Source organism: Streptomyces rubiginosohelvolus, assembly GCF_014649875.1.
Lineage (GTDB): Bacteria > Actinomycetota > Actinomycetes > Streptomycetales > Streptomycetaceae > Streptomyces > Streptomyces rubiginosohelvolus.
In genome coordinates, this window is sequence record NZ_BMTW01000021.1 from 73,338 (window position 1) to 98,380 (window position 25,043).

Genomic DNA, 25,043 nt, shown 5'->3' on the forward strand with positions numbered 1-25,043 from the left:
ACGCCCACGGACGCGCACCGACCCCCGTAGGCCGAGAGAAGGGTTTCCCCACCATGCCGCTCCACCGTGGTGCCCACCCGGATCAGGACAAGCCCTCCGACGAGCGGCGCAGGCTCGCTCTGAACCCGTTCTTCGGCGAGGCGGACCCGACGGCCGCGATGAACACCGCGCCGCCACGGCACCGGCTGCCCGACGGGCCGCTGCCGCCGCTGACGGCGTACCGGCTGGTCCACGACGAGCTGATGCTCGACGGCAACTCCCGGCTCAACCTGGCCACGTTCGTCACCACCTGGATGGAGCCGCAGGCCGGCGTCCTGATGGGCGAGTGCCGGGACAAGAACATGATCGACAAGGACGAGTACCCGCGCACCGCCGAGCTGGAGAAGCGCTGTGTGGCGATGCTCGCCGACCTGTGGAACGCACCCGATCCGTCCGCGGCCGTGGGGTGTTCGACCACCGGGTCGAGCGAGGCGTGCATGCTCGCGGGGCTCGCCCTGAAGCGGCGCTGGGCCAAGCGGAACGCGGACCGCTATCCGGCGACGGCACGGCCCAATCTGGTGATGGGCGTGAACGTGCAGGTCTGCTGGGAGAAGTTCTGCAACTTCTGGGAGGTGGAGGCCCGGCAGGTCCCGATGGAGGGCGGGCGCTTCCACATCGACCCGCAGGCCGCCGCCGAACTCTGTGACGAGAACACCATCGGGGTCGTCGGCATCCTCGGCTCCACCTTCGACGGGTCCTACGAGCCGATCGCCGACCTCTGCGCGGCCCTGGACGCCCTCCAGGAACGCACCGGCCTCGACATCCCGGTCCACGTGGACGGGGCGTCCGGCGCGATGGTGGCACCCTTCCTCGACCCGGACCTGGTGTGGGACTTCCGCCTGCCGAGGGTGGCGTCGGTCAACACCTCGGGCCACAAGTACGGCCTGGTCTATCCGGGGGTCGGCTGGGCGCTGTGGCGTACGGCGGACGAACTGCCGGAGGAGCTGGTCTTCCGGGTCAACTACCTGGGCGGCGACATGCCGACGTTCGCCCTGAACTTCTCCCGGCCCGGGGCGCAGGTGGTCGCGCAGTACTACACGTTCCTGCGGCTCGGGCGGGACGGCTACCGCGCGGTCCAGCAGGCCTCCCGGGACGTGGCCTGCTCTCTGGCCCGCGCGGTGGAGGACCTCGGCGACTTCCACCTCCTCACCCGGGGAGACGAGTTGCCGGTGTTCGCCTTCACGACGACCGCCGAGGTCCACGCGTACGACGTCTTCGACGTGTCGCGCCGGCTGCGGGAGCGGGGCTGGCTGGTGCCCGCGTACACCTTCCCCGCCAACCGGCAGGATCTGTCAGTGCTGCGGGTGGTGTGCCGCAACGGCTTCTCCTCCGACCTGGCCGAGCTGCTGGTCGAGGACCTGAAGCAGCTCCTGCCCGAACTCCGGGCGCAGAAGCACCCGGTGAGCCACGACCGGAAGGCCGCTACGGCCTTTCACCACTGAGGCGGCGGCCCCGCCGCTACCGGCTGAGCCGCGCGAACTTCCGTACGGCCAGCGGGAAGAACACCGCGATGATGGCCACCGGCCAGAGCACCGCGAGGAGCCCGGCGTGTTCGGCGGCCCAGGAGCCGGTCGCGCCGCCGGGGTTGCCGAACAGGTCCCGTACGGCGGTGGCGGTCGCGGACATCGGGTTCCACTCGACCACCGCGCCCAGCCAGCCCGGCATCGACGCGGGGGTCGCGAAGACGTTGGAGAGGAAGCCGACCGGCCAGACCAGGATCTGGACCGCCGTGACCATCTCCGGCCTGCCCGCCACCATGGCGAGCTGGATGCCGACCCACAGCATCGCGAACCGCAGCAGGAGCAGCAGCCCCACCGCCCCCAGCGCGGCCGCCGCCCCGTTGTGCCAGCGCCAGCCGACCGCGTAACCGACCCCGGTCATCACGGCGAGCGAGACCACCGACTGCAGCATGTCCGCGGCGCTGCGGCCCACCAGCACCGCGCCGGGGACCATCGGCATCGAGCGGAACCGGTCGATGACGCCCTTGCCGAGGTCCTGGGTGACCGCCAGCATCGTCGCTTCCAGGCCGAAGGCCATGGTCAGCGCGAGCATGCCGGGGACCAGGTACTCGGTGGGGTCGCCCGGCACGCCCCGGCCGCCGCCCACCAGATAGGTGAACATCAGGAGCAGCATCACCGGGAACACCAGGTTGACGAGGACCGCCACGGGCTGGCGGGCCCAGTGCGCCAGTTCGCGGCGGGTCATCGTCCAGGAGTCGGCCAGTGCCCAGCCCAGCCGGGAGGCCGCCCCACCCGGTCCGGGGACCGCCGTCGTCGTCGCCGCACTCATGCCGCCACCTCCGTCTTCTCCGCCGCCTGCTCCGCGGCCGGTTGTCCGGTCAGGGACAGGAACACCTCGTCCAGGGTCGGGCGGCGCACCGCGATGTCCTCCGCCTCGATGCCCGCCTCGTCCAGCACCCGCACCGTCCGGGTCAGGGCCGCCATCCGGTCCGGGGCGGGCGCGCCGATCCGCCGCCGGTCGGGGTCGAGCGTCAGGTCCTCGCCGCCGAGCAGCGCGGCCGCCTCCGCCAGCCGGGACGCGTCGCGCAGGACGACGTCGATCCGGTCGCCGCCGACGCGGGCCTTCAGCTCGTCGGGGGTGCCCTCGGCGACCGCCCGGCCGTGGTCGATGAGGGCGATCCGGTCGGCCAGCTGGTCCGCCTCGTCCAGATACTGCGTGGTCAGCAGCACCGTGGTGCCGCCGCCGACCAGGGACCGCACCGCGTCCCACACCTCGGTCCGGCCGCGCGGGTCGAGGCCGGTCGTCGGCTCGTCCAGGAACAGCACGTCCGGATCGGTGATCAGCGACGCGGCCAGGTCGAGCCGCCTGCGCATGCCGCCGCTGTACTGCTTGACCGCCTTGCGGCCGGTGTCCGCGAGGCCGAACCGCTCAAGCAGCTCGTCCGCCCGGCTGCCCGCCCGGCGTGCGCCCAGGTGGTACAGCCGCCCGAACATCTCCAGGTTCTGCCGTCCGCCGAGCTGTTCGTCCACCGCCGCGTGCTGCCCGAGCAGCCCGATCCTGCGCCGCACCTCGCCCGCCCGCTCACGGACGTCGAGGCCGGCCACGGTGACCCGGCCCGCGTCGTGGCGCAGCAGCGTCGACACGATCCGTACGGCGGTGGTCTTGCCCGCCCCGTTGGGGCCGAGCACCCCGTGCACGGTGCCGCTGCCGACGACCAGGTCCAGTCCGTCCAGGGCGCGCTTCTCCCCGTACCGCTTGTGCACTCCGTCCATGACGATCGCTTCCGTCACGTTCCCCGCCGCCCTTCCACGCCTTCACAACCCTCGTAGTCAAACTTGACTAGTAGGTCGAAGGTAAACCCCGGTCCGGCATTCGTCAAACTTGATTACTCGTTGTCCCCGGGGTCGGGCACCCCGGTGGCGTAGGGGTTCTCCTCGCCCTCGGCGAGCACGCCGACGAACGGGTCGCCCTCGCCCGCGAAGGTGTACGCGCCGCCCTCGATGCGGGCGATCAGGCCCCGGGTCCACTCCGCGCCACTGTCCGCCGAGTGCACCCACAGGTTCATGATCTCGCCGATGTGGCCGAGGGATTCGGGCCCTTCCTCGGGGGTGTAGTACTCGGTCACCGCCTCGCGCCACTCGCGGATGCCCTCGATCCGCTCCTTGAGCAGCGCGACCGCCTCCTCGCGGGGCAGGTCGACGATGAAGCCGACCGCCGCCGACAGGACGTCCATGTTCCGGTCGTAGGAGCGGATGGCGTCCCGGAGCAGGGCGCGGTACTCATCGAGGCCCTCGTCCGTGACCTCGTACTCGGTGCGCGGTGGACCCCCGGCCGTGGAGGGGGCCGTCTCGTGCGCGAGGAGCAGTCCCTGCTTCGCCATCTGCTTCAGGGCGTGGTAGATCGACCCGGGCTTGGCGTTGGACCACTCGTGCGCACCCCAGTACTCCAGGTCGTTGCGGACCTGATAGCCGTGCGCGCGGCCGTGCATGCGCACCGCGCCGAGGACCAGCAGCCGGATCGCGGACATGACACTCCTTCGTATTCAACTTTGACTAGGGTAGCCCCGTCCGCTTGCGTCCGGGCGGCAGGTGTGCCCTCGCATCCGGACGGCGGGGGCCAGCAGGGCCGCGACCAGACATCCTGCCGCCAGCGCCGCCCACACCACGTCGTAGCTGCCGAACGCGTCCCGGGCGGTGGCCCCGAGGAACGCCGAGGCGCCCGCGCCCAGCTGGTGGGCGGCGTTCGTCCAGCCGAAGACGATGGGCCCGGTCTCCCCGTACACCCGGCGGGCCAGCTCGATGACGGGCGGCACGGTCGCGACGTCGACGAGCCCGTAGACCGCCGTGAACAGCAGCATGGGGGCCGTGACCGTCGAGGCGAACACCAGGGGCAGAGCGAGGAGGGTGAGCGCGCGGACGGCGAAGCAGACGGTCAGCACGCGGCGCGGGTCGAACCGGTCGGTCAGCCAGCCGGCCAACAGCGCGCCGAGGGCGGAGAAGATCCCGATCAGGGACAGCAGCGAGGCCGCCGCCGTGGCCCGCATACCGTGATCGTGCGCGGCGGGAGCCCAGTTGGACCACATGATGCCGTTGGTGGACGCCCCGCAGAGCGCGAACGCCCCGGCCAGCAGCCAGAACGGGCCGGTGCGCGCCGCCCGCAGGAGCACCTTCAGCGTGCGTACCGCCGCGCCGGCGGCCGGGGTCGGCTTCTCCACGAACTCCGCTGCCCCGTACGGCTTCACGCCCGCCTCGGCCGGATGGTCGCGCAGCAGCAGGAACACCAGGGCGGCCACCGCCAGGGCTACGAGCGCCAGCGTCACCACCGGCGGACGCCAGCCGTGGTGGCCGACGGACCAGGCGAGGAGAGGGAGGAACAGCAGCTGGCCCAGGTGGCTCGCGGAGCTGAGCGCGCCCGTCACCAGCGAGCGCCGCCGGTCGAACCAGCGAGCGGTGACCCCGGCGGCGAACGTCATGGTCAGGCAGCCGCTGCCGAGGCCGATGAGCACACCCCAGTAGGCGACGAGCTGCCAGGGCCGCGTCATCACCCCGGTCAGCAGCGCCCCCGCCGCGACCATCAGCAACGCGCCCATGACCACCCGGCGGGCCCCGATCCGGTCCATCAGCGCCGCCGCGAACGGGGCGGTGAGGCCGAAGAGCACCATGTTCACCGAGGCGGCGAGCGCGATCTGCCCGCGCTCCCAGCCGTACTCCTGGTGCAGCGGCGTCACCAGCAGACCGGGCACGGTGGTGAACGCGCCCGCCGTGACGATGGCGGCGCCCGCGACGGCGGCCATCAGCCACGCGCGGTGGATACGGGCGGACGGGGTCGTGGTCGAAGTCGAGGTCGATGAGGCCATGGAATCAGCGTCGCGAGCGAGTCCCGCCCTCACGAGTGTCCCGATGGACCAGGTGCGCAAGGATATGGCCATGACGGTCTTCACCCACCCCGGGCGGCACCGGGTCGCCGTGCTCGCCCGCGCGGTCCTGCTCCCCATCGAGCTGGGCATCGTCCACCAGCTCTTCGGCCAGGCCCGGCAGGGGGCGTCGGCGGACGGCGAGCCGCTGTACGAGGTCGCCACCTGTTCCCCCGCGCCCGGCGACGTGCGTACGGACGGCGATTTCACCGTGGCCGTCGCGCACGGGCCCGAGGCGCTGGCCGAGGCCGACACGGTGATCGTCCTGTCGTCGTACGAGGACTACGTCCAGGAGACGCCCGCGCTCCCGGCCCCGCTGGCGGAGGCGCTCGCGCTGATCCGGCCCGGGGCGCGGGTGGCGTCGATCTGCACCGGCGCGTTCGTGCTGGCATCGGCCGGGCTCCTCGACGGGCACACGGCCACAACGCACTGGCGGTACACGGAGCTGTTCGCCCGGCTCTTCCCCCGCGTCGGGCTGGACCCGGACGTGCTCTACACCGACGGGGGGTCCGTCCTGACCTCGGCGGGCTGTGCGGCCGGGATCGACCTGTGCCTGCACATGATCCGGCGCGACCACGGGACGGCCGTCGCCAACGACGTGGCCCGGCGCACGGTCGTCCCGCCCCACCGGGAGGGCGGCCAGGTGCAGTACATCCGGCGGCCGGTGCCCGCGCGGTCGGCCCCGGGGACCTCGGCCGCCCGCGACTGGGCGCTGCGGAGACTCCAGGACCCGATCACATTGGGGCAGTTGGCGGCTCGGGAGTCGATGAGCGTACGGCACTTCACCCGGCGGTTCCGGGAGGAGGTCGGCCTGACGCCCATGGCCTGGCTGACCCGGCAACGTATCGAGCTGGCACGGGAGTTGCTGGAGGAGTCGGACACGCCCGTGGAGCAGGTGGCCGCCCGCACCGGGCTCGGCACGGCGGCCAACCTGCGTCAGCACTTCCATGCGGCGCTGGGCGTCTCGCCGAGCGCCTACCGCACCACGTTCCGGGGGCCGGGGCCCGGGGCATGACGGCCCGTCAGTAGGGAAAGACCGACCGGCCGTGCTGGATCGACATCCACCGCTGCGTGGTGAACGCCTCCACCACCGCCTCGCCGTTCAGCCGCCCCACCCCGGACGTCTTCTCACCGCCGAACGCGACCAGCGGATCGTCCTGCACGGTGGAGTCGTTGACGTGGAACATGCCGCTGACGATGCGCTGGGCGAACTGCACACCGCGCTCCGCGTCCCGGGTGTGGACCGCGCCGCTGAGACCGTACGGGCCCTCGTTGACGATCCGTACGGCTTCCTCCTCGCCGTCGAACGTCATCAGCAGGGCCACCGGGCCGAGGATCTCCTGCGTCAGCAGCGGGGAGTCCTCCGCGAGGCCGGTGAGGACGGTCGGCGCGACGACGTTGCCGACGGTCCGGCCCCGGACGAGGGCCGTCGCGCCGTCCGCGACCGCCCGGTCCACCAGGTCGTCCAGCGCGTCGGCCTGGAAGGCGTTGATGACCGGCCCGATCCGGGTCTCCGGGTCCCTCGGATCGCCGGCCTTGAGCGCGGCCACCTCGGCGGTGAACTTCGCCGTGAACTCCTCCGCCACCGACCGGTCCACCAGGATCCGGTTGGCCGCCATGCTGACCTGCCCCTGGTGCAGGAAGCGGCTGAAGACGGCGGACCGGACCGCGTAGTCGATGTCGGCGTCCTCCAGCACCACCAGGGCGCTGTTCCCGCTCAGTTCGAGGATGGTCCGCTTGAAGGCGCCGGCCGCCGTGGCGGCGATGTGCCGGCCGACCCGGTCGGAGCCGGTGAACGAGATCACCTTGGGCACGGGGTGCTCGATGAACGCGTCGCCGATCTCGGCGCTGTCGGTGATCACCACGTTGAGCAGCCCCGCCGGAAGTCCGGCGTCCTCGAATATCTTCGCTATCAGACCGCCGCCGACCACGGGCGCGTTCTGGTGGGGTTTCACGACGACCGCGTTGCCGAGTGCCAGGGCGGGTGCGACGGACTTCATCGTCACCAGGAAAGGGAAGTTGAAGGCGCTGATGACCCCGACGACGCCGACGGGCAGCCGGTAGAGCCGGTTCTCCCGGCCGTCCCCCACGGCGGGCAGCAGCCGCCCGGTGGGCCGCAGCGCCTGGCGGATCGCCTCGCGCAGGAACTCGGTGGCACTGTCGACCTCGTACCGTGCGCGCGGCCGGGTGCCGCCCAGTTCGTCGGTGATCGCCTCGGCGATCTCCTCGGCGCGCTCGCCGGTGATGCGGAGCGCGCGTTCGAGGACGGCGCGCCGCTCGTACGGGTTGACCCCGGCCCATTCCTGCTGCGCCCGCTCGGCGGCCCGGTAGGCCCGGTCGACCTCCAGCGCGGTGGCCACGGTGACGGCGGCGAGTTTCTCACCGTTGTAGGGATTGAAATCGATGATGTCCCACGAGCCGCTGCCGATCAGCCACTCGCCGTCGATGTACTGGTGGGCCAGTTCATGGAAGAAGGACATGCAATCCCTTACTGCAGGCGTTCGCAGACTCCTGATGCGACGTCATCGTAACGAGAATTTACGTCAGTTGGAGTAGTCCGCGCAGAAGATCCCGGCTCTCTTCCGGAGCCGGACTCTCCTGGGCGAGGCCCGCCATCGCCTTTTCGTACTGCGCGACTTCCTCGGGCTTGTCCAGATAGAGCGCGCTCGTCAGCTGCTCCAAATAGACAATGTCCGACAGATCGGATTCCGGAAAACGCAGCATCGTGAATGAGCCGCTCTCGCCCGCATGACCGCCGTGACTGAAGGGCATGACCTGAAGCGTGATGTTCGGCTGCTCCGACATATCGATCAGATGCCGCAATTGGGCGCGCATGACCTCGCGTTCGCCGTACGGGCGGCGGAGCGCCGCCTCGTCGAGCACGGCGTGGAACGTCGGGGCGCGCTCCGAGACGAGGGCCTTCTGACGCTCCAGGCGCAGGGCGACGCGGCGGTCGATCTCGGCGGGCGAGGCTCCGCGCATCCCGCGCGAGACGACGGCGTGGGCGTACGCCTCGGTCTGCAACAGCCCGTGCACGAACTGGACTTCATAGATACGGATGAGGGAGGCGGCGCCCTCCAGACCGATGTACGTCTGGAACCAGCCGGGCAGGACATCACCGTAACTGTGCCACCAGCCCGCCACGTTGGCCTCGCGGGCGAGACCGAGCAGGGAGTCGCGCTCCGCCTCGTCGGCCACCCCGTAGAGCGTGAGCAGGTCCTCGACGTCCCTGGCCTTGAAGCTCACCCGTCCCAACTCCATGCGGCTGATCTTCGATTCGGAGGCCCGGATCGAGTAGCCGGCCGCCTCACGGGTGATACCGCGCGACTCCCGCAGTCTCCTGAGCTGAGAGCCCAGGAGGATGCGCCGCACCACCGATCCACTCGACTCGCCTGCCGACACTGGTCCGACCCTCCCCATCGCTCACCCTGGCACCGGAGCCCCCCGGAACCCCGACTGCCGGATTCTGCCACCAAAACGCTTCAGCCCGTACTCATTCGATTACGGAAATGGGAAGACGTCCGGAAAGCTCCGAAACTGACCCCGGGAAGAAATGCCCCGTAACCACCACGGTATCGGGCAGGTCCGGCGCGTGCACGTGCATCTGCCCTTGCATCTGCTGTGCGCATTCGGAACCATGGTCCCCGCGCACCTGCGTGCTCGTGTTGTGCCGCTGTACCCCCCGCAGTACCGCTACAGGCAGTGCCGCTACAGCCGCGAATCCCGGGAGTGCCTCGTATGGGGACGAATGGATCGACGATGCTCGAGCCGTTACGGCAGGGGCTTCCCCCCACCGACCCCTCAGGGGTTGCCGGATCGGCCTCGTGCGCTCTGCCCGCGCGTTACGAAGCGGTCGGCGGGGCGCGGAAGTTCACCCGGACCACGCTGGAGCGGTGGGAGCTGGACGAACGGTTCGACGATGTCGCCCTGGTGGTGTCCGAACTCGTCACCAACGCCCTGCGCCACGCGCTGCCGGCCGATCCGCCCCGGGAGTTCCAGGACCCGCCGGTGCGGCTCCATCTGATGCGGTGGACCTCGCGGCTGGTGTGCGCGGTGCGCGATCCCAGCCGGGAGAGCCCGGTGGCGGGCGAGGCGGCGGATTCCGCCGAATCGGGCCGTGGACTGTTCCTGGTGGAATGCGTCAGCGACAGCTGGGGCTGGCACCCCTCTCCCGTACCGCTCGGAGAACTGCCTTCCGGACCGCTGTACGGCAAGGTCGTCTGGGCCCTTTTCCGGCTGCCGGAAAAGACGAAGTAGGGCTCACGGAAGCCCCGGTCCGGTCCCTCGGGGGCCGGACCCGGCGTCAGGCGCCTGCCGCGAGATGGTCGAACTCGCCGTCCTTGACGCCCAGCAGCAACGCCTCGATCTCCGCGGGCGTATAGACGAGGGCGGGCCCGTCGGGGTGACGGGAGTTCCGCATCGCCACATTCCCTCCGGGCAGCCGCGCGAACTCCACGCAGGATCCCTGGGAGTTGCTGTGCCTGCTCTTCTGCCAGACGACTCCGCGAAGCTCTGTGGCCGCCATGCCGTTGTACACGTGGTGCACAGGACGCTCCCCGAGTTGCAAGGTGCAAGTGTCAACTAGCTCGGATCATAGCTCTGTTCATATGCCAATGCATGAGCAGATGCACGTGCACGCGGGGTGTTCCTTTGATTACAAGACGAACGGCGCGCCTATTTCGCTCCCGCTTACCGGAGTTGATCCGTGTGGACCTTGGTAACGTGGCGCGGTCTTTCGACCGGAAAACAGCAAGGGGGAACTCCACGTGACCAGGTCTCTACGCACCGGCGCCGTCGCGGTGGCCGCTCTGGCCGCATCGTTCGCGCTGACCGCCTGTGGCAGCGACGACCCGAAGAAGGATTCCGGCGCGGACACGCCGGCGAGCGCGACGCCCGGCGCCGGTGGCGGCGAGGACTCCGGGGAGTCCGGCGGGAGCGCCGTCGACGCCGCCGCACTGGAGGGCACCTGGGCGGGGCTGACGGACGGCAAGAACGTCAGCGTGTCGATCGCCTCCCGCAAGGTCGCCCTCGTCGCCGACCAGTCCGTGTGCCAGGGCGATGTGAAGGACATGGGCGGCGAGCCGATGCTCGCGCTGAAGTGCACCGACGGCGGCACCGACCGCACGATGGGCGCGATCGACTCCGTCGACGGCTCGAAGCTGGTCGTCTCGTGGGACGGCGGCGCCAAGGACACCCTCGCCAAGGCGGACCCGGGCAAGCTGCCGAGCAGCATGCCCTCGCTCCCCGACCTGCCGGACCTGCCCGAGATCCCCGCGCCGTAAGGCCACCGCGGCCCGCGCCGTAAAGCCACGCGCCGTGAGGCCGCCGCCGCGGGCGCTCAGCTGTCGGCGAGGACGCTGCTGACGCGGGTGGAGCCGCCGCGCTCGTCCAGGGCGCGGGTGAACTCCTCCAGCGCGTCCAGCAACAGCGCCGCGCCCCGGCGCACCACCGGGTCGCCGACCGGTGTCGTGCCGTCGTCCGTCGGGGTGGGCATGTCCCAGTGGGCCACCGCGTCCACCACCGGCTGCCAGTCGGGCAGCCGCCGCTCCCGTACGGCCTTGGCGCCCTTCTCGGTGGCCCGGCGCAGCGCCTCGGCCAACTGGGCCGCGCCGGGCACCGGGTCGGCCGACCGGGCCGGCAGATGGGCCTCCAGGACCATCGCGGACCGGCCCAGCTGGGCCAGCGCGTGCTGGGCGTCGGTGGCGGCGGCCCGGGAGATGCCCCGGTGGCGTACGGGTTCGTGCTGGGCGGTCGCCAGCGCCTCCTGCCACGCGACACGGGCCTCCCGGGTGGCGATCAGCGCGTCCCGGACGTCCTCGTCGTCCCGGGACGCGGGGTCGGCGTACCGGTCGACGACCGTGGCCGCGTACCGGCCGTCCGCCACCAGCCACTCGGCCAGCCGGTTGCGCAGCCGCGGGGTCTCCCAGGCCGGGTAGAGGGCGTACGCGGCCATCGCGAGGAGTCCGCCGACGAGGGTCAGCACGATGCGTTCGGTGACGGTCTGGGACCAGTCGTCGCCGGCCATGCCGAGCAGGAAGACCACGTACGCGGCGACGCAGACCTGGCCGACGGCGTAGCCGGTGCCCATCAGCAGGTACATCAGCCCGGCGCAGATCACCGCGAGGAGCGCGGAGAGCCGGGCGTCGGGGTGGGCGGTCTGCACGATCGCGGTGGCGAGCCCGACCCCGACCAGGGTGCCGCCGAAGCGTCCGGCGGAGCGGGCGTACGTCTGCGAGAAGTCGGGCCGCATCACCATGACGGCGGTCATCGGCGCCCAGTAGCCGTGGCCGAGCGGCACCGCCTCGCCCACGAAGTAGCCGGAGACGGCGACCACCGCGACCCGGATCGCGTGGCGCAGGATCGGTGAGCCGTGGTGCATCTCGCGGCGCATCGCGGCCAGCACCACCGGGACCAGCTTCAGCAGCGAGGGCCGGTGCCGGGTGTCCGGGGCGAGGTCCGTGGGGATCCCGCTGTCGGTCCCGGTGCCCTCCGCGATCTCCAGGACGTCGTCGAGCAGGGCCGAGAGCCGGTCGGCGGCGCGGCGGGCGGGACCGACGAGGATCACGTCGTTGTCGGGGGTCTTCAGGACGCCCAGGTCGGTGGCGGAGAGGTGGACGGGTTCGCCGTACCGGACGGCCCGCGCGGCGGCGTCCAGGACCGATCCGGCCGCGCCCAGCAGCTCGTTCACCCAGAGCCGCTCCAGGCCGTCGCCGGGCACCCCCATCGCCGGGTCCGCCAGCGAGGCCAGCACCGGGCGCAGCCGCTCGGCCACCCCCCGGGCCCCGCGCAGCTCGGCGGGGCGGCGGCGGGCCTCGCGCGGGGTGACGGCGGCGGCGCTGCGGGCGGTCATCAGGGGCAGCGGGTCGAAGGGGACGACCGGGTCGTGGCGCAGCCGGCGGGCGTAGTCGGCCTCGGCGGCCAGGGCGTCGGCGAGCGCGTCGCGCTGGGCGCCCCATCTGCGGACCGGGAAGAGCACGATGAGCGCGGCCTGCACGAGGCCGCCGACGGCGATCATCCCCGCGTGGGCGGCGGCGTCCACGACCGAGGTGGGCAGGGTGATGGTCACCAGCATGATCGCGACGTTGGACGCGGCGATGATGCCCGCCGTGGGACCCGCCGCCCAGGCGAGCCCGGCGAGGAAGGTCCAGAGGCCGAGCAGGCAGAGGAAGAGCACGACGTGCGCGCCGCTGACGTACCCGACGAACGTCGAGACGGCGAGGCTCGCCCCGGAGACCAGGGCGAGGACGGGTCGCGGGCGCCAGCTGCGCTGGAAGGTGGCGATGGCCGCCTGGAACGCGCCGAACGCGGAGCTCGCCGCGATCTCCGGACCGAACAGCACGAGGCTGACGCCGACGACGAGGGCGAGGCCGGCCGCACCGCGCAGCGCGATGAGGGGTTCCAGTTTCTGCCGCTCGATCTCCAGCCCCGAGCGGGCGGTCTCCTTCAGCGCCCGGAGCCAGCTCATGGGCCGAGCCTAACGGTGCAATCCTGGACAAGCCCGACTTACGCCGTGATTTCTCCGTCGGGTCGGTGGGATCCGCCGCCCGTGCGGGCCCGGTCGGCGGCCTCGGTGCCGTGCGTCCAGCCCGCCAGATCGGAGACCCCGCGGAGCCGGGTGGTCGTGGTCCTCGGGAACATCCGCTCGGCGGTGTCGGTGACCGCGACGTCCCGGGCGGCGAGGACGGGGAGCAGTCCGCCGCCTGCTCCTGTCGCGCCGGCACCGGTGTCCGCCTCCGCCGTGATCCGCTCGGCGTCGGCGGTCAGCCGCCGGCCGAGGCGCTGGGCGTACCCCATCCAGAACGCCTGCCGGAAGGTCTTGGTCCGCTTACGGCCTCCGGCGCGCTGTCCGGCCTCCGCCCGGGTCATCGCCGTCGTCCCCTGGACGAGCAGCGAGGTGAACAGCAGCTCCACCGCCTCCAGGTCCGGTTCGAAGCCGACGACGGTGGAGAAGGCCAGGTCCTCGTTCCACACGGCCCGGCAGCGGTTCGCGGAGGCGACGGCGTCCAGCAGGACCGCCTTGGCGCTCTCGTACGGGGGCTCCACCCCGATCCGGCAGGCTCCCGGGGTCTCGCGGCTCTGCGTCCGGGCGGCGAGGAGGGCCTCGTCGATGGTGTGCCGGGCCATCAGCTCCTGCGCCTTGGTGGTCAGCGCCTCGGCCTCCTCCGGGAAGCCGGTCGCCTCGGCCTTCGCCAGCAGCGCCCGGATACGGGTGAGCATGCGGGGCTCGTCGGCGGCGGGCGGGCGGTGCAGGTGGTCGGCGGCGGCGCCGGGCGGCGGTCCCACGGGCTCGATGGCGGGCAGCCGCAGCAGCACCCGGTAGAGCTCCAGCAGATCGGCGGCGTAACTGAACCGGTCGGGCCGGTTGCGCTCCACGGGCGGCGGAAGCTCGGCGAGCTGCTGCCGCCACCGGGGCGGCAGCTCCGCGTACCGGGCCGTCTCTGCGGCGATCAGGGTCCCGGCCAGCGCCGCCCGCCGCTCGTCCAGCTCGCGGCGGACGAACCGGACCAGGTCGGCGGGGTGCCAGCCGCGCTCCCAGGCCCGGCCCACGAACTCCTCGCCACGCCGGTGCGCCTCGTCGTCGGCGTCCGGGGCGGCGGCGAGCAGGGAAGCACCGGTGTCCAGGGCGGCGTCGCCCTCCGCGTAGAGGGCCGCCGCGCACGCCCGGTCGATCACGGATTCCATCCGGCCAAGGGTAGGCGCGCGGCTCCCGGGCGTTGTCAGTGGCGGGTGCCAGACTCGCACCCATGACCGAACGGTGGGCGGTGGCGGCCGCGGACGGGGGCGGGGCGCTGCTCGCGCCGCTCGCCCGCGACGGCACGCCCGCCGGGCCGGTCGTCGCCGAGCCCGACCTCGTCGAGGCGGTCCGCTCCCGCCCCGACGTGGTGCGCTGGGTGTGGCGGTCGACCGCCGCGGTCTACCCCCGGCTGCTCGCCGCCGGGGTCCGGGTCGAGCGGTGCTACGACATCGAGTGCGCCGAGCTGCTGCTCCTCGGGCACGCCGGACGGCTCGGCGAGCCCCGGTCGGCCGCCGCCGCGCTCGCCCGCCTCGACAACGGGCCGGTGCCGCCCGATCCGCCCGCCCGGTCCGCCGAGCCGGGCGCGCAGTCCTCCCTCTTCGAGCCGTCGTCGGGGACCGGCGTGCCGTTCGAGGGCCTCCTGCGGGTCTACGCGGACCAGCTGCGCCGCCATGACGCGGCGGAGCACCCGGACCGGATGCGGCTGCTGACCGCGTCGGAGTCGGCCGGGATGCTCGTGGCCGCCGAGATGCACCGGGCCGGGCTGCCCTGGCGCGCCGACGTCCACCGGGAGCTGCTGAACGGCCTGCTGGGCGAGCGGTACGCGGGCGGCGGCGAGCCCCGCAGACTCGCCGAGCTGGCGGACGAGGTCTCGGCGGCATTCGGCAGGAGGGTCCGCCCGGATCTGCCCGCCGATGTGGTGAAGGCGTTCGCGCAGGCCGGGATCCGGGTGAAGTCGACCCGGCGGTGGGAGCTGGAGGAGGTGGACCATCCGGCGGTCGAGCCGCTGATCGCGTACAAGAAGCTGTACCGGATCTGGACCGCGCACGGCTGGTCCTGGCTTCAGGACTGGGTACGCGAGGGCCGCTTCCGCCCGGAGTACCAGCCGGGCGGCACGGTCAGCGGCCGCTGGACGACCAACGGCGGCGGGGCGCTCCAGATCCCCAAGGTGATCCGGCAGGCCGTCGTCGCCGATCCGGGGTGGCGGCTCGTCGTCGCGGACGCCGACCAGATGGAGCCCCGGGTGCTGGCGGCGATCTCCCGCGACCGGGGGCTGATGGAGGTGGCCGGGCAGGACGGCGACCTCTACAAGGCCCTGTCCGACCGGGCGTTCTCCGGCGACCGCGAGCACGCCAAGCTGGCGCTGCTCGGCGCGGTCTACGGCCAGACCTCCGGGGACGGGCTGAAGAACCTGGCCGCGCTGCGCCGCCGCTTCCCGCTGGCCGTCGCCTACGTCGACGACGCGGCACGGGCGGGCGAGGAGGGGCGCGTCGTGCGGACCTGGCTGGGCCGCACCAGCCCGCCGGTCGTCTCGGCGGGCCAGGACGAGGAGGCGGGCATCCCCCAGGAGGACCCGGAGGGCTCCGGTGACACCGAGGGGACCGGGGCCGCGTCGGGCGGCGGCACGGCCCGGGCCCGGGGGCGCTTCACGCGGAACTTCGTGGTGCAGGGCAGCGCGGCCGACTGGGCGCTGCTGCTCCTGGCCGGGCTGCGCCGGTCCCTCTTCGAACAGGGGCTGCGGGCGCACCTGGTGTTCTTCCAGCACGACGAGGTGATCGTGCACTGCCCGGCCGAGGAGAGCGCCGCCGTCGCCGAGGCGATCCGCGCGGCGGGCGAGCTGGCCGGGCGGACCGCCTTCGGAGAGACGCCGGTGCGGTTCCCCTTCACGGTGGCGGTGGTGGAGCGGTACGCGGACGCGAAGTGACCGTCCGGACAGGGCAGCGGGAAGCGCCCCGGCCCCGCGGTCTACCGCTGCTGGAGCTTCGACCACTCCGGGCTGATGACCAGGGCGGTGAGCTGGTCCATGGTGAGCGCGGGCGCCTTTCGGGTGGCGGCGCTCGACTGCTCGCCGGAGTTGAAGGCCGAGACGACGACCCGCATGCCGTCCGGGCGCATGCTGTCGGCCGTCCACATGACGACCCCCGCGCCGCCCTTCTCGCCGGGCTTCTTCGAGGTGGCGAGCAGGGTGCCGTCGGGCAGGGTGGTCGCGTCGCGGTACAGCTGGTGGGCGACGTCCCGCATGTCCTGCTGCACATTGATCTGCACGAGGGAACGGCCCTTGCCGTCGTTCACGACGACCGAGGCGAACTCGCCCCCGCTGTCCGTCACGTCCGTCACGGTCAGCCCCTCGGGCAGCAGCGCGCGGAAGGTGGGCATCAGAGCTGCGTAGTCGAGCGGCGGGGCCGGCTCCCCGGCGTCGTGCGTTCCGCGCGAGTCGGGGTCCGGGTCCGGCGAGGGCTCACCGGTGCCCGCACCCGCCGTGGGGGTGGCGGTGGCTTCGGCCGTCGGCGCACCTGAAGGCTCCGAGGGCGAGGGTGCGACCGTCGCGGCCTCCTCGGGTGTGGCGGACGGCGTGGGCGTGGCAGCGTCCGTGGCGGTCTCCGCCGTGGGCGTCGCCGTCTGCCCGACCGGTCCGCTGCTCGCGACGTTCACCCCGTCGCCGGACGTACCCGACTGGCCGGTGGCGAACGTGATTCCGCCGCCGACGAGGGCCAGGGTCAGCACGCTTCCGGCCACGGCGGAGACCCGGCGGCGGCGCACGGTGCGCCGCCCCTGTTCCAGCGCGCCGTCCACCAAGGCGGTGCGGCCGGACAGTTCGAAGGTCTCTCCGGTGCGGCGCAGTTCCGTACCGAGGCTGTCCTCGAACGGGGGCTCGTCTTCGCTGGGCATGGGGAACCACCACTTCTCGTACTCGTATCGGATTGCTCGACAGTTCTCCGGCCGCAGGGACCGAGGGGGTGCCTTGCGTCAGGGCGCGGCGAACTCCGCGATGCTGCCGCCCAGCTGTTCCCGCAGCCGTCCGAGCGCCCGCACACAGCGGGTCCGCACGGCGGCCGGGCTGACCTGGAGGGCGGCGGCGGTCTCCTCGATGCTGCGGTCCTCCCAGTACCGCAGGACGACGACCGCGCGGTCCTTGGGCGCCAGGTGGGACAGGGCGCGCAGCAGCGTCATCCGCAGCGCGGGGTCGTCGGGGGCGGCCGAGGCGCCCTCGGGCAGTTCGGCCAGCGGGCGTTCGCTCGCGGAGCGGCGCCGCCGATGGGTCAGGAAAGTCCTCACCAGAACGGTCTGCGCGTACGCCGCCGGGTTGTCGATCCGGCGGGCGCGGCCCCACGTCACATACATCCGGCTCAGCGTCTCCTGCACCAGGTCCTCGGCAAGATGCACATCACCACTGGTCAGCAGGCAGGCAGAGCGGAACAGATGACCGGCCCGCCCGGCCGCGAACACTCTGAACTCGTCGGTACGCGCAGCTTTCATGTTCTCCCCCGTCAGCCCACCCGTTCCGCCCTTCCCCCTCTACGACGCGACGGGGCCGGGTGAATGTTTCAGGCGGTCCGCGAGAACTTCTTCCGGCCCCGCACGCGGAAGCGCCCCGTTCACGCGCCGGACGGCGTGAACGGGGCGCGGGCGGTGGTGCGCTCGCTGTTCCTGTCGTCTACCCGCGTTCCCACAACGCGGGGACGTTCGGCGGCTCCCAGCCGGAGACGGCCTGGTGCGCCTGCAGACAGCGGTAGGCGACCCCGCCGTAGGTCACGCGGTCGCCCGCGCGGTAGGAGGTGCCGGCGGCCCAGCTGGTCCCCGGCTCGGTGGGTGGGTCGGTGGGCGGATCGGTCGGGCCCGGCGTCTGGGCGACGTCCAGGACGAAGTCGAAGGAACCCTGGCGCCCGTTCCCGACGTTGCGGACGTTCATCAGCAGCTCGGGGTCGAACAGGGCGTCGGTGTTGTTGCGCGGCTCGTTCGGGAAGTACAGCTGGGTGGTGAGGATGCGGCCGCCGGGCGCCTGCGCCTTCACGTGGATGTGGCGCGTACGGCCCGGGTAGAGGCCGGGCACGATCGTGGTGAGTCTGAACGACCCGTCCGCACCGGTGAATTGATGACCCCGGAAGGCGAACTGAGCCATGTCGTAGGCCCCGTTCGTGTCCGCCTGCCAGAAGTCGAGCAGGGCCCCGGAGATGGGCCGGCAGGCCCGGCCGAAGACGTAGCCGCTCACGGTGAGCGGTACGCCGGGGGTGCTCGGGGTCACCAGGCTGGTGCGGCGCGGGGAGTTGGGCTTGAAGTACGGCCCCTCCATCTGCGGCGGCGTCGTGTCGTCGCCGTCGTCGCACTCCGGGGTGGGGGCCAGAGGCCCGTTCCCGGTGGCGGCGGCGTCGCGGGCGAGCGCGACGCCTCCGCCGGCGAGCAGGGGCGCGGCGCTCGCGACGAGCGCGGCCTTCAGGAGACCTTTGCGGCTGATCCGCCGCCGGTCGCCCGACGCCTCGTCGGACGCGTCCGGGTCGTGGGGGTTCGCGTTGTCCATTTGTGGGGTCATGACGGTTTCCTCGGAGTCCTCGGGGAGCCTCGACGCGGGGAGGCGGGAGGCGGGGAGGTTCAGGAGGTGCTGGTACGGGGGTGCCCGGCCGGGTCCGGGGCCCTCAGATCCGCTGCCAGAGCGCGGGGACGGCCGCGGGGGTCCAGCCGGGCTGCGCCGTGTGCGCCTGGAGGCAGCGGTAGGTCGCTCCGCCGTACGTCACCGTGGCTCCGGCGGCGTACGCGGTGCCGGCCGCCCAGGTGCCGCCCGGCGGGTCGGTGGGCGGGTCGGTCGGCGGCGTGGTCGGCGGGTCGGTGGGCGTACCGCTGGTGACCAGGGTCAGCCCGTACGCCTGGAGCAGCGGGTTGAGCGGCTGGAAGTACGTCGTACCGCCCGACGAGCAGTTGCCCGAGCCGCCGGAGGTGACGCCCTGCGCCTGGTTGCCGGAGATGTACGAGCCGCCGGAGTCACCGGGCTCCGCGCAGACGCTGGTGCGGGTCACGCCGGAGATGGTGCCCTCCGGGTAGGTGACGCTGGAGTTGAGCTGCTGGATGGTGCCGCAGTGCCAGCCGGTGGTGGAGCCGGAACGGCAGACCGAGGCGCCGACGACGGAGGCGGTGGATCCGGCGACGGTGACGTCGCCCCGCCCGTAGCCGTTGACCGTCGGGCGCGGGGTCCAGTTGGCGTTGGTGGCGACCCAGGCGTAGTCGCGGCCGGGGAAGGTGGAGCCCTGGAAGGTGCCCTGGGCCTGCTGGTTGAAGCCGTTGGTGGTCGTGCCGACCCGGCCGCAGTGGCCGGCGGTGGCGAAGCCGTTCTGGGTGCCGCGCTTGACGGAGAAGCCGATGGAACAGCGGCCGGAGCCGTTCATGTAGTACGCGTCGCCGCCCCGGAGGTCGGCGAAGGTGCGGGGCTTCTCGGCGGAGCGGGCGACGGTGACGAGGGAGCTGTCGGCCCCGGCCGCCTTGAGGAACGCCGTTCCGGCGGCGGTGCTCGCGGCGTTCACGACGACCCGGTTGGCCTCGACGTCGACGTACCAGACGGGCACGTCCTTCGGGGCCTTGCGCTGGGCTGCCCGGTCGAGGGCCTCCTTGACTCCTTCGAGCCGGTCCAGGCTGTGGGCGACGACCTCGGCCCTCGCCCCGGCCCCGGTGATCCGGGCGGCCTGGGAGGCGTCGGTGGTGGAGACGGTCAGGGCCGCCTTCGCGCCGCTGACCCGGGCTCCGGCGAAGTCGGCGCCGAGGGACTTCTCCAGACCCGCCGCGACGGCCGCGGCACGGTACTCGTTCGCTATCCGGCTCCGGGCGTCGTCCGCGTCCAGGCCGAGGTCGCGTTCCATGGCGGCCAGCAGTCCGGGCGACAGGCTGTCGGCGGAGACCGGCGGGGCGGTGCTGTCCGCGGGGTCGGCGGACGCCACGCCGGTCAGCCCGGCGAGGGCGAGCGCGCCCACGGCCACCGTGGCGGTGCCGGCGGCGAGGGCGCGTCTGCGGAGCGTGGTTCTCTCCACGTGTATCTCCTTGGTTCAGGGGTGTCCGGATCCGGCGGGGGTTGGTCCGGACCAGGGAATTGCCGAAACCGTAGCGGCGGTGACACCCGGCACAGGAGATCCCGTTCACCCCCCTCCCTCCGCGTTATGGGGGCCGGACGCCCTCCGGGGACCGGAAGCCGTCTCCCTTTCGGCGGGGCGCCCGGGTAGGTTCGCCCTCATGCACACAGGGCAACTTCTGGGCTCGGGACGCACCGCCGACGTGTACGCACTCGACGGCTCCTGGGTCCTTCGCCGCTACCGGGACCGCTCCGACACCACGGAGGAGCTGGCCGTGATGAGTTACGTCGGCGCTTTCGGCTTCCCGGTGCCGCGCATCGGTCCGCCCACCGAGGGGGCCCGCCCCACGGACCTGGTGCTCCAGCGGCTGACCGGCCCGACCCTGGCCGAGGCGCTGCTGGCGGGGCGGCTGGGGGCGGCCGAGGCGGGGGCCCTGCTCGCCCGGCTGCTGCGGGAGTTGCACGCGATACCGCCCCGGGTCTCGACGAACCCGGAGGACTGCGTGCTCCATCTGGACCTGCATCCGGAGAACGTGATGCTGACGGCCGGGGGCGCGGTGGTGATCGACTGGTCCAGCGCGGCGGAGGGCCCGCCCGGCCTCGACCGGGCGATGTCGGCGCTGACCCTGGCCCGGATCGCGCTCGACCCCGCGCTCCCGGCGGGGGCCGACGTACGGCCGCTGCTGGCGGCGCTCCTCGCCGAACTCGCCGACGACGGGGGCGCGTCGGCCGCCGATCTGGCACTGGCCCGGACCCGCCAGCGGCAGAACCCGTATCTGACGGAGGCCGAACGGGGCCGCCTGGACGAGGCGGTGGACCTGGTGCTGGACCAATCCAGCACCTGAGGCGCACCGGGCGCCCGCGGGAAATCCAGCCCTTCCGGCGCTTGAGGTGCGGGGGCGCGGGGGCGGAGCCCCCGGCACGAAACCTCAGCGGCGACCGCGCCGCGCGTCCCGCACCCGCCGCAGCCGGTTCACCGTGACCGGATCCTCCCGCAGCGCCCGCTCGTCCTCGATCAGCGCGTTCAGCAGCTGGTAGTAGCGGACCGGCGAGATCCCGAGCTCCTCGCGGATCGCCCGCTCCTTCGCCCCGGGCCCCGGCCAGGGCCGCCGCTCCAGGGCGAGCAGGGCCCGGTCCCGTACGGACAGCTCGTCCGCACCGGGCGCGGGCGCGGCGGGTGCGTCGTGGGGCTCGTGGTCGGGGGCGGTCATATCAACCAACCTAATACCCGCCCCCGACACCCACGCGCGGCCCGGCACCGCCCGCGCGGCCCGCGGCGGCTACTCGGCGGCTTCCGCCTGCGCCGCCTCGGCGGATATCTCGCCGAGGATGCTCTCGGGGTTGCTGCCCGGCGCGACAGCGCTGCCGATCTTCTTCTTGATCGTGTCGCTGACCGTGGCCCAGGACGTCTTGCCGAACGGGGGCAGGGTCGAGTTGGGCAGCGCTGCCAGGAACTCGTGCAGCTTGCCGTGCTTCTTGTCGGTCTCCATCGCGGCGGAGGCGCTGCCGGTCACCGGGAGGAGGTCGTACTGCTCGGCGAACTCCAGCACGTTCTCGTCGGAGTAGGCGTAGTCGAGGAACTTGCCGATCTCCTTGCGGTGACCGTTCTCCTTGAAGCCCATCATCCAGTCGGCGACGCCCATGGAGCCCTTGGTCGGGCCGTCGGCGCCGGGCAGCGGCACCATGCCGACCTTGACGCCCTTGGCCTCGGCCTCGTCCATCAGGGTGGGGTGGCCGTTGAGCATGCCGACCTTGCCGGCGGTGAACGCCTCGAAGGCCTTCGCCCGGTCCAGCTTGCCCGGCGCGACCGGGCCGGTGAGGCCCTTGCCGACGAGGTTGTCGCGCAGCCAGCGGAACGTGGCGACGTTCTCGGCCGAGTCGATGTCGTACGAGCCGACGTCGTCCGTGTAGCCGCCGTTGCCGCTGAGCAGCCACATCAGGGTCTCGGCCTGGGCCTCCTCCTGGCCGAGCGGCAGGGCGAAGGGGTAGTCGACGCCCTTCGCCTTGAGGGCCGCGGCGTCGCTGCTGATGTCGTCCCAGGTCTCGGGGGCGTCCAGGCCCGCCTGCTGGAAGAGCTTCTGGTTGTAGAAGAGCAGCCGGGTGCTGGCGACGAAGGGCAGGCCGTACAGCGTGCCGTCGACCTTGCCCGCGTCGGTGAGCGAGGGCAGGAAGTTGGCCGCGGTGCGGATGGCGAGCATCTCGTCGGCGCTGTAGAGCTTCTCCGCCTTGGCGTAGTCCGCGTAGGCGCCGATCTGGGCGATGTCCGGCGCGTTGCCGGCCTTGACCATCGCGGCGACCTCGCGGTCGACGTCCTTCCAGGAGAGGACGGTGACCTCGACCTTGATGCCGGGGTGCTCCTTCTCGAAGCCCGAGGCGACCCCGCTCCAGTACTTCTCGGAGCTGTTCTCCGGACCGGTGCCGTAGTCCGCGGCGACCAGCTTCAGCGTGACGTCGCCCGAAGCGGCATCACCTCCGCAGGCCGACAACGTTGCCGTCATTCCCAGCGCGGCCACCGCCGCGGTCAGACCCAAAAAGCGCCGCTGCACAGCCTCGCCCATCCTCGTCGATCGCCCTTGCCCACGGGCGGTGCGCATGGCGCAGGCCGCAGGCCTCGTTCGGCCGCGGCAGTGCCGCCCTGTCCTGGGCACCGTCCGGATGAACTGCGATTTTCCCCCATTGCCGACGCGAAGGTCTACACCACCGGCGTATCGCTTCGGCAACGTATACGGGCCCTGAGGGCCACAACTGGCTTGCGGGTACTGGAAGTCGGAGGCCCCGGCCCGTATCTTGGTCCAGACCTTTGACCCGGATTCCCGCCGATCCGGCGTTCCCATACGTGACCTTCCGGAATAAAAAGGTCCGTTCTTCACCCGTTCATCATTTTGTATGGGTGCGCAACAAACCGCGCTAGTGGACTAGACCTTTTGGGGGTCGGCGGGCGAAACTGTCTCCCGTGAGACATGTCATCGCCCTCGATGTGGGCGGCACCGGAATGAAGGCCGCACTGGTCGGGACCGACGGCACCCTCCTTCACGAGGCGCGGCGGGCCACCGACCGGGAGCGCGGCGCCGAAGCGGTCATCGAGTCGATCCTCGCGTTCGCGGCGGATCTGCGGGCCCACGGCGAGGAGCACCTCGGCGAGAGCGCCGTCGCCGCCGGGGTCGCCGTGCCCGGCATCGTCGACTCCGCCCAGGGCATCGCGGTGTACGCCGCGAACCTGGGCTGGCGCGACGTACCGCTGCGCGCCCTGCTCTCCGAGCGGCTGGGCGCCATCCCGGTGGCCCTCGGCCACGACGTCCGCACCGGCGGGCTGGCCGAGGGGCGCATCGGGGCCGGGCGCGGCACGGACCGTTTCCTCTTCGTCCCGCTCGGCACCGGGATCGCCGGGGCCATCGGCATCGCGGGCGCCATCGAGGCGGGCGCCCACGGGGACGCGGGCGAGATCGGCCACATCGTCGTCCGCCCGGACGGACCCGACTGCAGCTGCGGCCAGCGCGGCTGCCTGGAGACGCTGGCCTCGGCCGCCGCGGTGACCCGGGCCTGGGCCGCCGCCTCCGGGGACCCCTCGGCGGACGCCGCGGACTGTGCGAAGGCCGTCGAGTCGGGCGACCCGGCGGCGGTCGAGGTCTGGCGGAACGCGGTCGACGCGCTCGCCGCCGGCCTCGTCACCGCGCTCACCCTGCTCGACCCGGGCACGCTCATCATCGGTGGCGGTCTCGCCGAAGCCGGGGAAACCTTGTTCACACCACTGCGTGCGGCCGTCGAGGAACGCATCACGTTCCAGAAGCTGCCCCACATCGTCCCGGCGGCCCTCGGGGACACCGCCGGATGCCTGGGCGCGGGGCTGCTCGCCTGGGATCTACTCGCCACGGAGGTTTCCGCCTGATGGCCCCACGCGCAGCAGACAGCACCGTTCTCGCCGGCGCCCGGGTGGTGCTTCCCACCGGCACGGTCGAGGACGGCCGGGTGACCGTCGAAGGCACCCGTATCGCCGCCTCCGCACCGGAGGGCGCCCGGACCGTCGACCTCTCCGGCCACTGGGTGGTCCCCGGCTTCGTGGACATGCACAACCACGGCGGCGGCGGGGCCTCCTTCACCTCCGGCACCGTGGACGAGGTCCTCACCGGCATCCGTACGCACCGCGAGCACGGCACCACCACGATGGTCGCCTCCACCGTCACCGGCGAGATGGACTTCCTCGCCCGGCGCGCGGGCGAGCTGTCCGAACTGGTCGAGCAGGGCGATCTGGCCGGGATCCACTTCGAGGGGCCCTTCATCTCGCCGTGCCGCAAGGGCGCCCACAGCGAGCAACTGCTGCGCTACCCGGACCCGGCCGAGGTCCGCAAGCTGGTCGACGCCGCGCGCGGCACCGCCCGCATGGTCACCCTCGCCACCGAACTGCCCGGCGGCCTCGACTCCGTGCGGCTCCTCGCCGAGCTGGGGGTCATCGCCGCCATCGGCCACACGGACGCGACGTACGAGCAGACCGTCGAGGCCATCGACGCGGGCGCGAGTGTCGCCACGCATCTGTTCAACGCGATGCCGCCGCTCGCCCACCGCGAGCCCGGTCCGATCGCCGCCCTCCTGGAGGACGACCGGATCACCGTCGAGCTGATCAACGACGGCACGCATCTGCACCCGGCGGTCCTGGAGCTGGCCTACCGGCACAAGGGCGCAGGACGGGTCGCGCTGATCACCGACGCGATGGACGCGGCCGGTTTCGGCGACGGCTCCTACGACCTCGGGCCGCTCGCGGTCGAGGTCAAGGACGGCGTCGCCCGGCTGGTGGAGGGCGGCTCGATCGCCGGCTCCACACTCACCCTGGACACCGCGTTCCGCCGGGCGGTCACCCTCGACGAGATCCCCGTCGAGGACGTCGTCCGGTCCATCTCCGCCAACCCGGCCCGGCTGCTCGGCGTCTACGACCGGGTCGGCTCGCTCGATGCGGGCAAGGACGCCGACCTGGTGGTGCTCGACGAGGACTTCGTCCTCAAGGGCGTCATGCGCCGGGGCGAGTGGATCATCGAGCCGAAGACGGCCTGAGGCCCCCGGGCCGTTGGACCCGA

At 72.6% G+C, this 25,043-nt stretch carries 23 protein-coding genes; 8 read left to right on the top strand and 15 right to left on the bottom strand.

All coding sequences use genetic code 11. From position 1 onward, the window contains the following. The first annotated feature begins 53 nt into the window (after nucleotides 1-53). Nucleotides 54-1,481, top strand: coding sequence for a glutamate decarboxylase (gad, locus tag IE134_RS31380; RefSeq protein WP_098016730.1), 1,428 nt, complete (start codon nucleotides 54-56; stop codon nucleotides 1,479-1,481). Nucleotides 1,482-1,497: 16 nt separating this feature from the next. Here the strand turns inward: gad and IE134_RS31385 are convergent, their stop codons facing one another. From IE134_RS31385 to IE134_RS31400, 4 genes are all read right to left on the bottom strand, one after another. Then, nucleotides 1,498-2,328, bottom strand: a complete 831-nt coding sequence (locus tag IE134_RS31385; protein ID WP_189432419.1) for an ABC transporter permease — start codon at nucleotides 2,326-2,328, stop codon at nucleotides 1,498-1,500. Further along, nucleotides 2,325-3,290 carry an ATP-binding cassette domain-containing protein gene (locus IE134_RS31390; protein WP_308431982.1) on the bottom strand — a complete coding sequence of 322 codons (966 nt, stop codon included), beginning with the start codon at nucleotides 3,288-3,290 and terminating at the stop codon, nucleotides 2,325-2,327. The genes IE134_RS31385 and IE134_RS31390 overlap by 4 nt, the downstream gene beginning before the upstream one ends. A 95-nt stretch (nucleotides 3,291-3,385) precedes the next feature. After that, the gene (locus IE134_RS31395; protein WP_030720694.1) at nucleotides 3,386-4,027 is read right to left on the bottom strand and encodes a PadR family transcriptional regulator; all 642 of its coding nucleotides are present in this window, start codon (nucleotides 4,025-4,027) and stop codon (nucleotides 3,386-3,388) included. 15 nt (nucleotides 4,028-4,042) lie between these two features. Continuing rightward, a complete protein-coding gene (locus IE134_RS31400; protein WP_229823780.1) occupies nucleotides 4,043-5,356 on the bottom strand; it encodes an MFS transporter in 1,314 nt (437 codons plus the stop codon). Between the two features lie 64 nt (nucleotides 5,357-5,420). On the opposite strand from IE134_RS31400, the gene IE134_RS31405 reads away from it, so the two are divergent. Next, on the top strand, nucleotides 5,421-6,428 hold the full coding sequence (locus tag IE134_RS31405) for a GlxA family transcriptional regulator (RefSeq protein WP_030720688.1): 1,008 nt from the start codon (nucleotides 5,421-5,423) through the stop codon (nucleotides 6,426-6,428). A gap of 7 nt (nucleotides 6,429-6,435) precedes the next feature. On the opposite strand, the gene IE134_RS31410 is transcribed toward IE134_RS31405, so the two are convergent. Beyond that, the gene (locus IE134_RS31410) at nucleotides 6,436-7,893 is read right to left on the bottom strand and encodes an aldehyde dehydrogenase family protein (RefSeq protein ID WP_189432420.1); all 1,458 of its coding nucleotides are present in this window, start codon (nucleotides 7,891-7,893) and stop codon (nucleotides 6,436-6,438) included. A 58-nt stretch (nucleotides 7,894-7,951) separates the two neighbouring features. Continuing rightward, entirely contained in the window at nucleotides 7,952-8,815 is an 864-nt protein-coding gene (locus IE134_RS31415) for a Sco1979 family transcriptional regulator (RefSeq protein WP_010063709.1), read from the bottom strand. A 357-nt stretch (nucleotides 8,816-9,172) separates the two neighbouring features. Between IE134_RS31415 and IE134_RS31420 the strand changes: the two genes are divergently transcribed. Next, nucleotides 9,173-9,670: an ATP-binding protein gene (locus IE134_RS31420; RefSeq protein ID WP_030720682.1), complete on the top strand. Its 498-nt coding sequence runs from the start codon at nucleotides 9,173-9,175 to the stop codon at nucleotides 9,668-9,670. Between the two features lie 46 nt (nucleotides 9,671-9,716). On the opposite strand, the gene IE134_RS31425 is transcribed toward IE134_RS31420, so the two are convergent. Beyond that, nucleotides 9,717-9,959, bottom strand: a complete 243-nt coding sequence (locus IE134_RS31425) for a DUF397 domain-containing protein (protein ID WP_003968242.1) — start codon at nucleotides 9,957-9,959, stop codon at nucleotides 9,717-9,719. Between the two features lie 220 nt (nucleotides 9,960-10,179). On the opposite strand from IE134_RS31425, the gene IE134_RS31430 reads away from it, so the two are divergent. Beyond that, nucleotides 10,180-10,695 (top strand): hypothetical protein, encoded by a 516-nt coding sequence (locus tag IE134_RS31430; RefSeq protein WP_189432421.1) that lies wholly within the window; start codon nucleotides 10,180-10,182, stop codon nucleotides 10,693-10,695. 56 nt (nucleotides 10,696-10,751) lie between these two features. Here the strand turns inward: IE134_RS31430 and IE134_RS31435 are convergent, their stop codons facing one another. Further along, nucleotides 10,752-12,878, bottom strand: coding sequence for an FUSC family protein (locus IE134_RS31435; RefSeq protein ID WP_030720676.1), 2,127 nt, complete (start codon nucleotides 12,876-12,878; stop codon nucleotides 10,752-10,754). Nucleotides 12,879-12,916: 38 nt separating this feature from the next. Beyond that, complete coding sequence (locus IE134_RS31440) at nucleotides 12,917-14,095, bottom strand: DUF2786 domain-containing protein (protein WP_189432422.1); 1,179 nt, start codon at nucleotides 14,093-14,095, stop codon at nucleotides 12,917-12,919. A 62-nt stretch (nucleotides 14,096-14,157) separates the two neighbouring features. Between IE134_RS31440 and IE134_RS31445 the strand changes: the two genes are divergently transcribed. Beyond that, nucleotides 14,158-15,852: a bifunctional 3'-5' exonuclease/DNA polymerase gene (locus IE134_RS31445; protein ID WP_189432423.1), complete on the top strand. Its 1,695-nt coding sequence runs from the start codon at nucleotides 14,158-14,160 to the stop codon at nucleotides 15,850-15,852. Nucleotides 15,853-15,893: 41 nt separating this feature from the next. On the opposite strand, the gene IE134_RS31450 is transcribed toward IE134_RS31445, so the two are convergent. From IE134_RS31450 to IE134_RS31465, 4 genes are all read right to left on the bottom strand, one after another. Continuing rightward, nucleotides 15,894-16,817: a hypothetical protein gene (locus IE134_RS31450; protein WP_189432424.1), complete on the bottom strand. Its 924-nt coding sequence runs from the start codon at nucleotides 16,815-16,817 to the stop codon at nucleotides 15,894-15,896. Between the two features lie 78 nt (nucleotides 16,818-16,895). Beyond that, complete coding sequence (locus IE134_RS31455; protein WP_030720666.1) at nucleotides 16,896-17,405, bottom strand: SigE family RNA polymerase sigma factor; 510 nt, start codon at nucleotides 17,403-17,405, stop codon at nucleotides 16,896-16,898. Nucleotides 17,406-17,583: 178 nt separating this feature from the next. Then, on the bottom strand, nucleotides 17,584-18,444 hold the full coding sequence (locus tag IE134_RS31460; RefSeq protein WP_030720663.1) for a dioxygenase family protein: 861 nt from the start codon (nucleotides 18,442-18,444) through the stop codon (nucleotides 17,584-17,586). 115 nt (nucleotides 18,445-18,559) lie between these two features. Continuing rightward, nucleotides 18,560-19,939, bottom strand: a complete 1,380-nt coding sequence (locus IE134_RS31465) for an alpha-lytic protease prodomain-containing protein (protein WP_030720660.1) — start codon at nucleotides 19,937-19,939, stop codon at nucleotides 18,560-18,562. A 199-nt stretch (nucleotides 19,940-20,138) separates the two neighbouring features. Here IE134_RS31465 and IE134_RS31470 point away from each other — a divergent pair, with 199 nt between their 5' ends. Then, entirely contained in the window at nucleotides 20,139-20,822 is a 684-nt protein-coding gene (locus IE134_RS31470) for a phosphotransferase (RefSeq protein ID WP_030720656.1), read from the top strand. An 84-nt stretch (nucleotides 20,823-20,906) separates the two neighbouring features. Here the strand turns inward: IE134_RS31470 and IE134_RS31475 are convergent, their stop codons facing one another. Together IE134_RS31475 and IE134_RS31480 are read right to left on the bottom strand one after the other, a co-directional pair. Continuing rightward, nucleotides 20,907-21,188 (bottom strand): DUF3263 domain-containing protein, encoded by a 282-nt coding sequence (locus IE134_RS31475; RefSeq protein ID WP_030720653.1) that lies wholly within the window; start codon nucleotides 21,186-21,188, stop codon nucleotides 20,907-20,909. Nucleotides 21,189-21,257: 69 nt separating this feature from the next. Further along, nucleotides 21,258-22,535, bottom strand: a complete 1,278-nt coding sequence (locus tag IE134_RS31480) for an ABC transporter substrate-binding protein (RefSeq protein ID WP_030720650.1) — start codon at nucleotides 22,533-22,535, stop codon at nucleotides 21,258-21,260. Nucleotides 22,536-22,969: 434 nt separating this feature from the next. Between IE134_RS31480 and IE134_RS31485 the strand changes: the two genes are divergently transcribed. Both IE134_RS31485 and nagA read left to right on the top strand, forming a co-directional pair. Continuing rightward, nucleotides 22,970-23,863 carry an ROK family protein gene (locus IE134_RS31485; protein ID WP_229823786.1) on the top strand — a complete coding sequence of 298 codons (894 nt, stop codon included), beginning with the start codon at nucleotides 22,970-22,972 and terminating at the stop codon, nucleotides 23,861-23,863. Next, on the top strand, nucleotides 23,863-25,020 hold the full coding sequence (gene nagA, locus IE134_RS31490) for an N-acetylglucosamine-6-phosphate deacetylase (protein ID WP_030720644.1): 1,158 nt from the start codon (nucleotides 23,863-23,865) through the stop codon (nucleotides 25,018-25,020). Before IE134_RS31485 ends, nagA begins: the two co-directional genes overlap by 1 nt. Nucleotides 25,021-25,043: the final 23 nt, after the last annotated feature.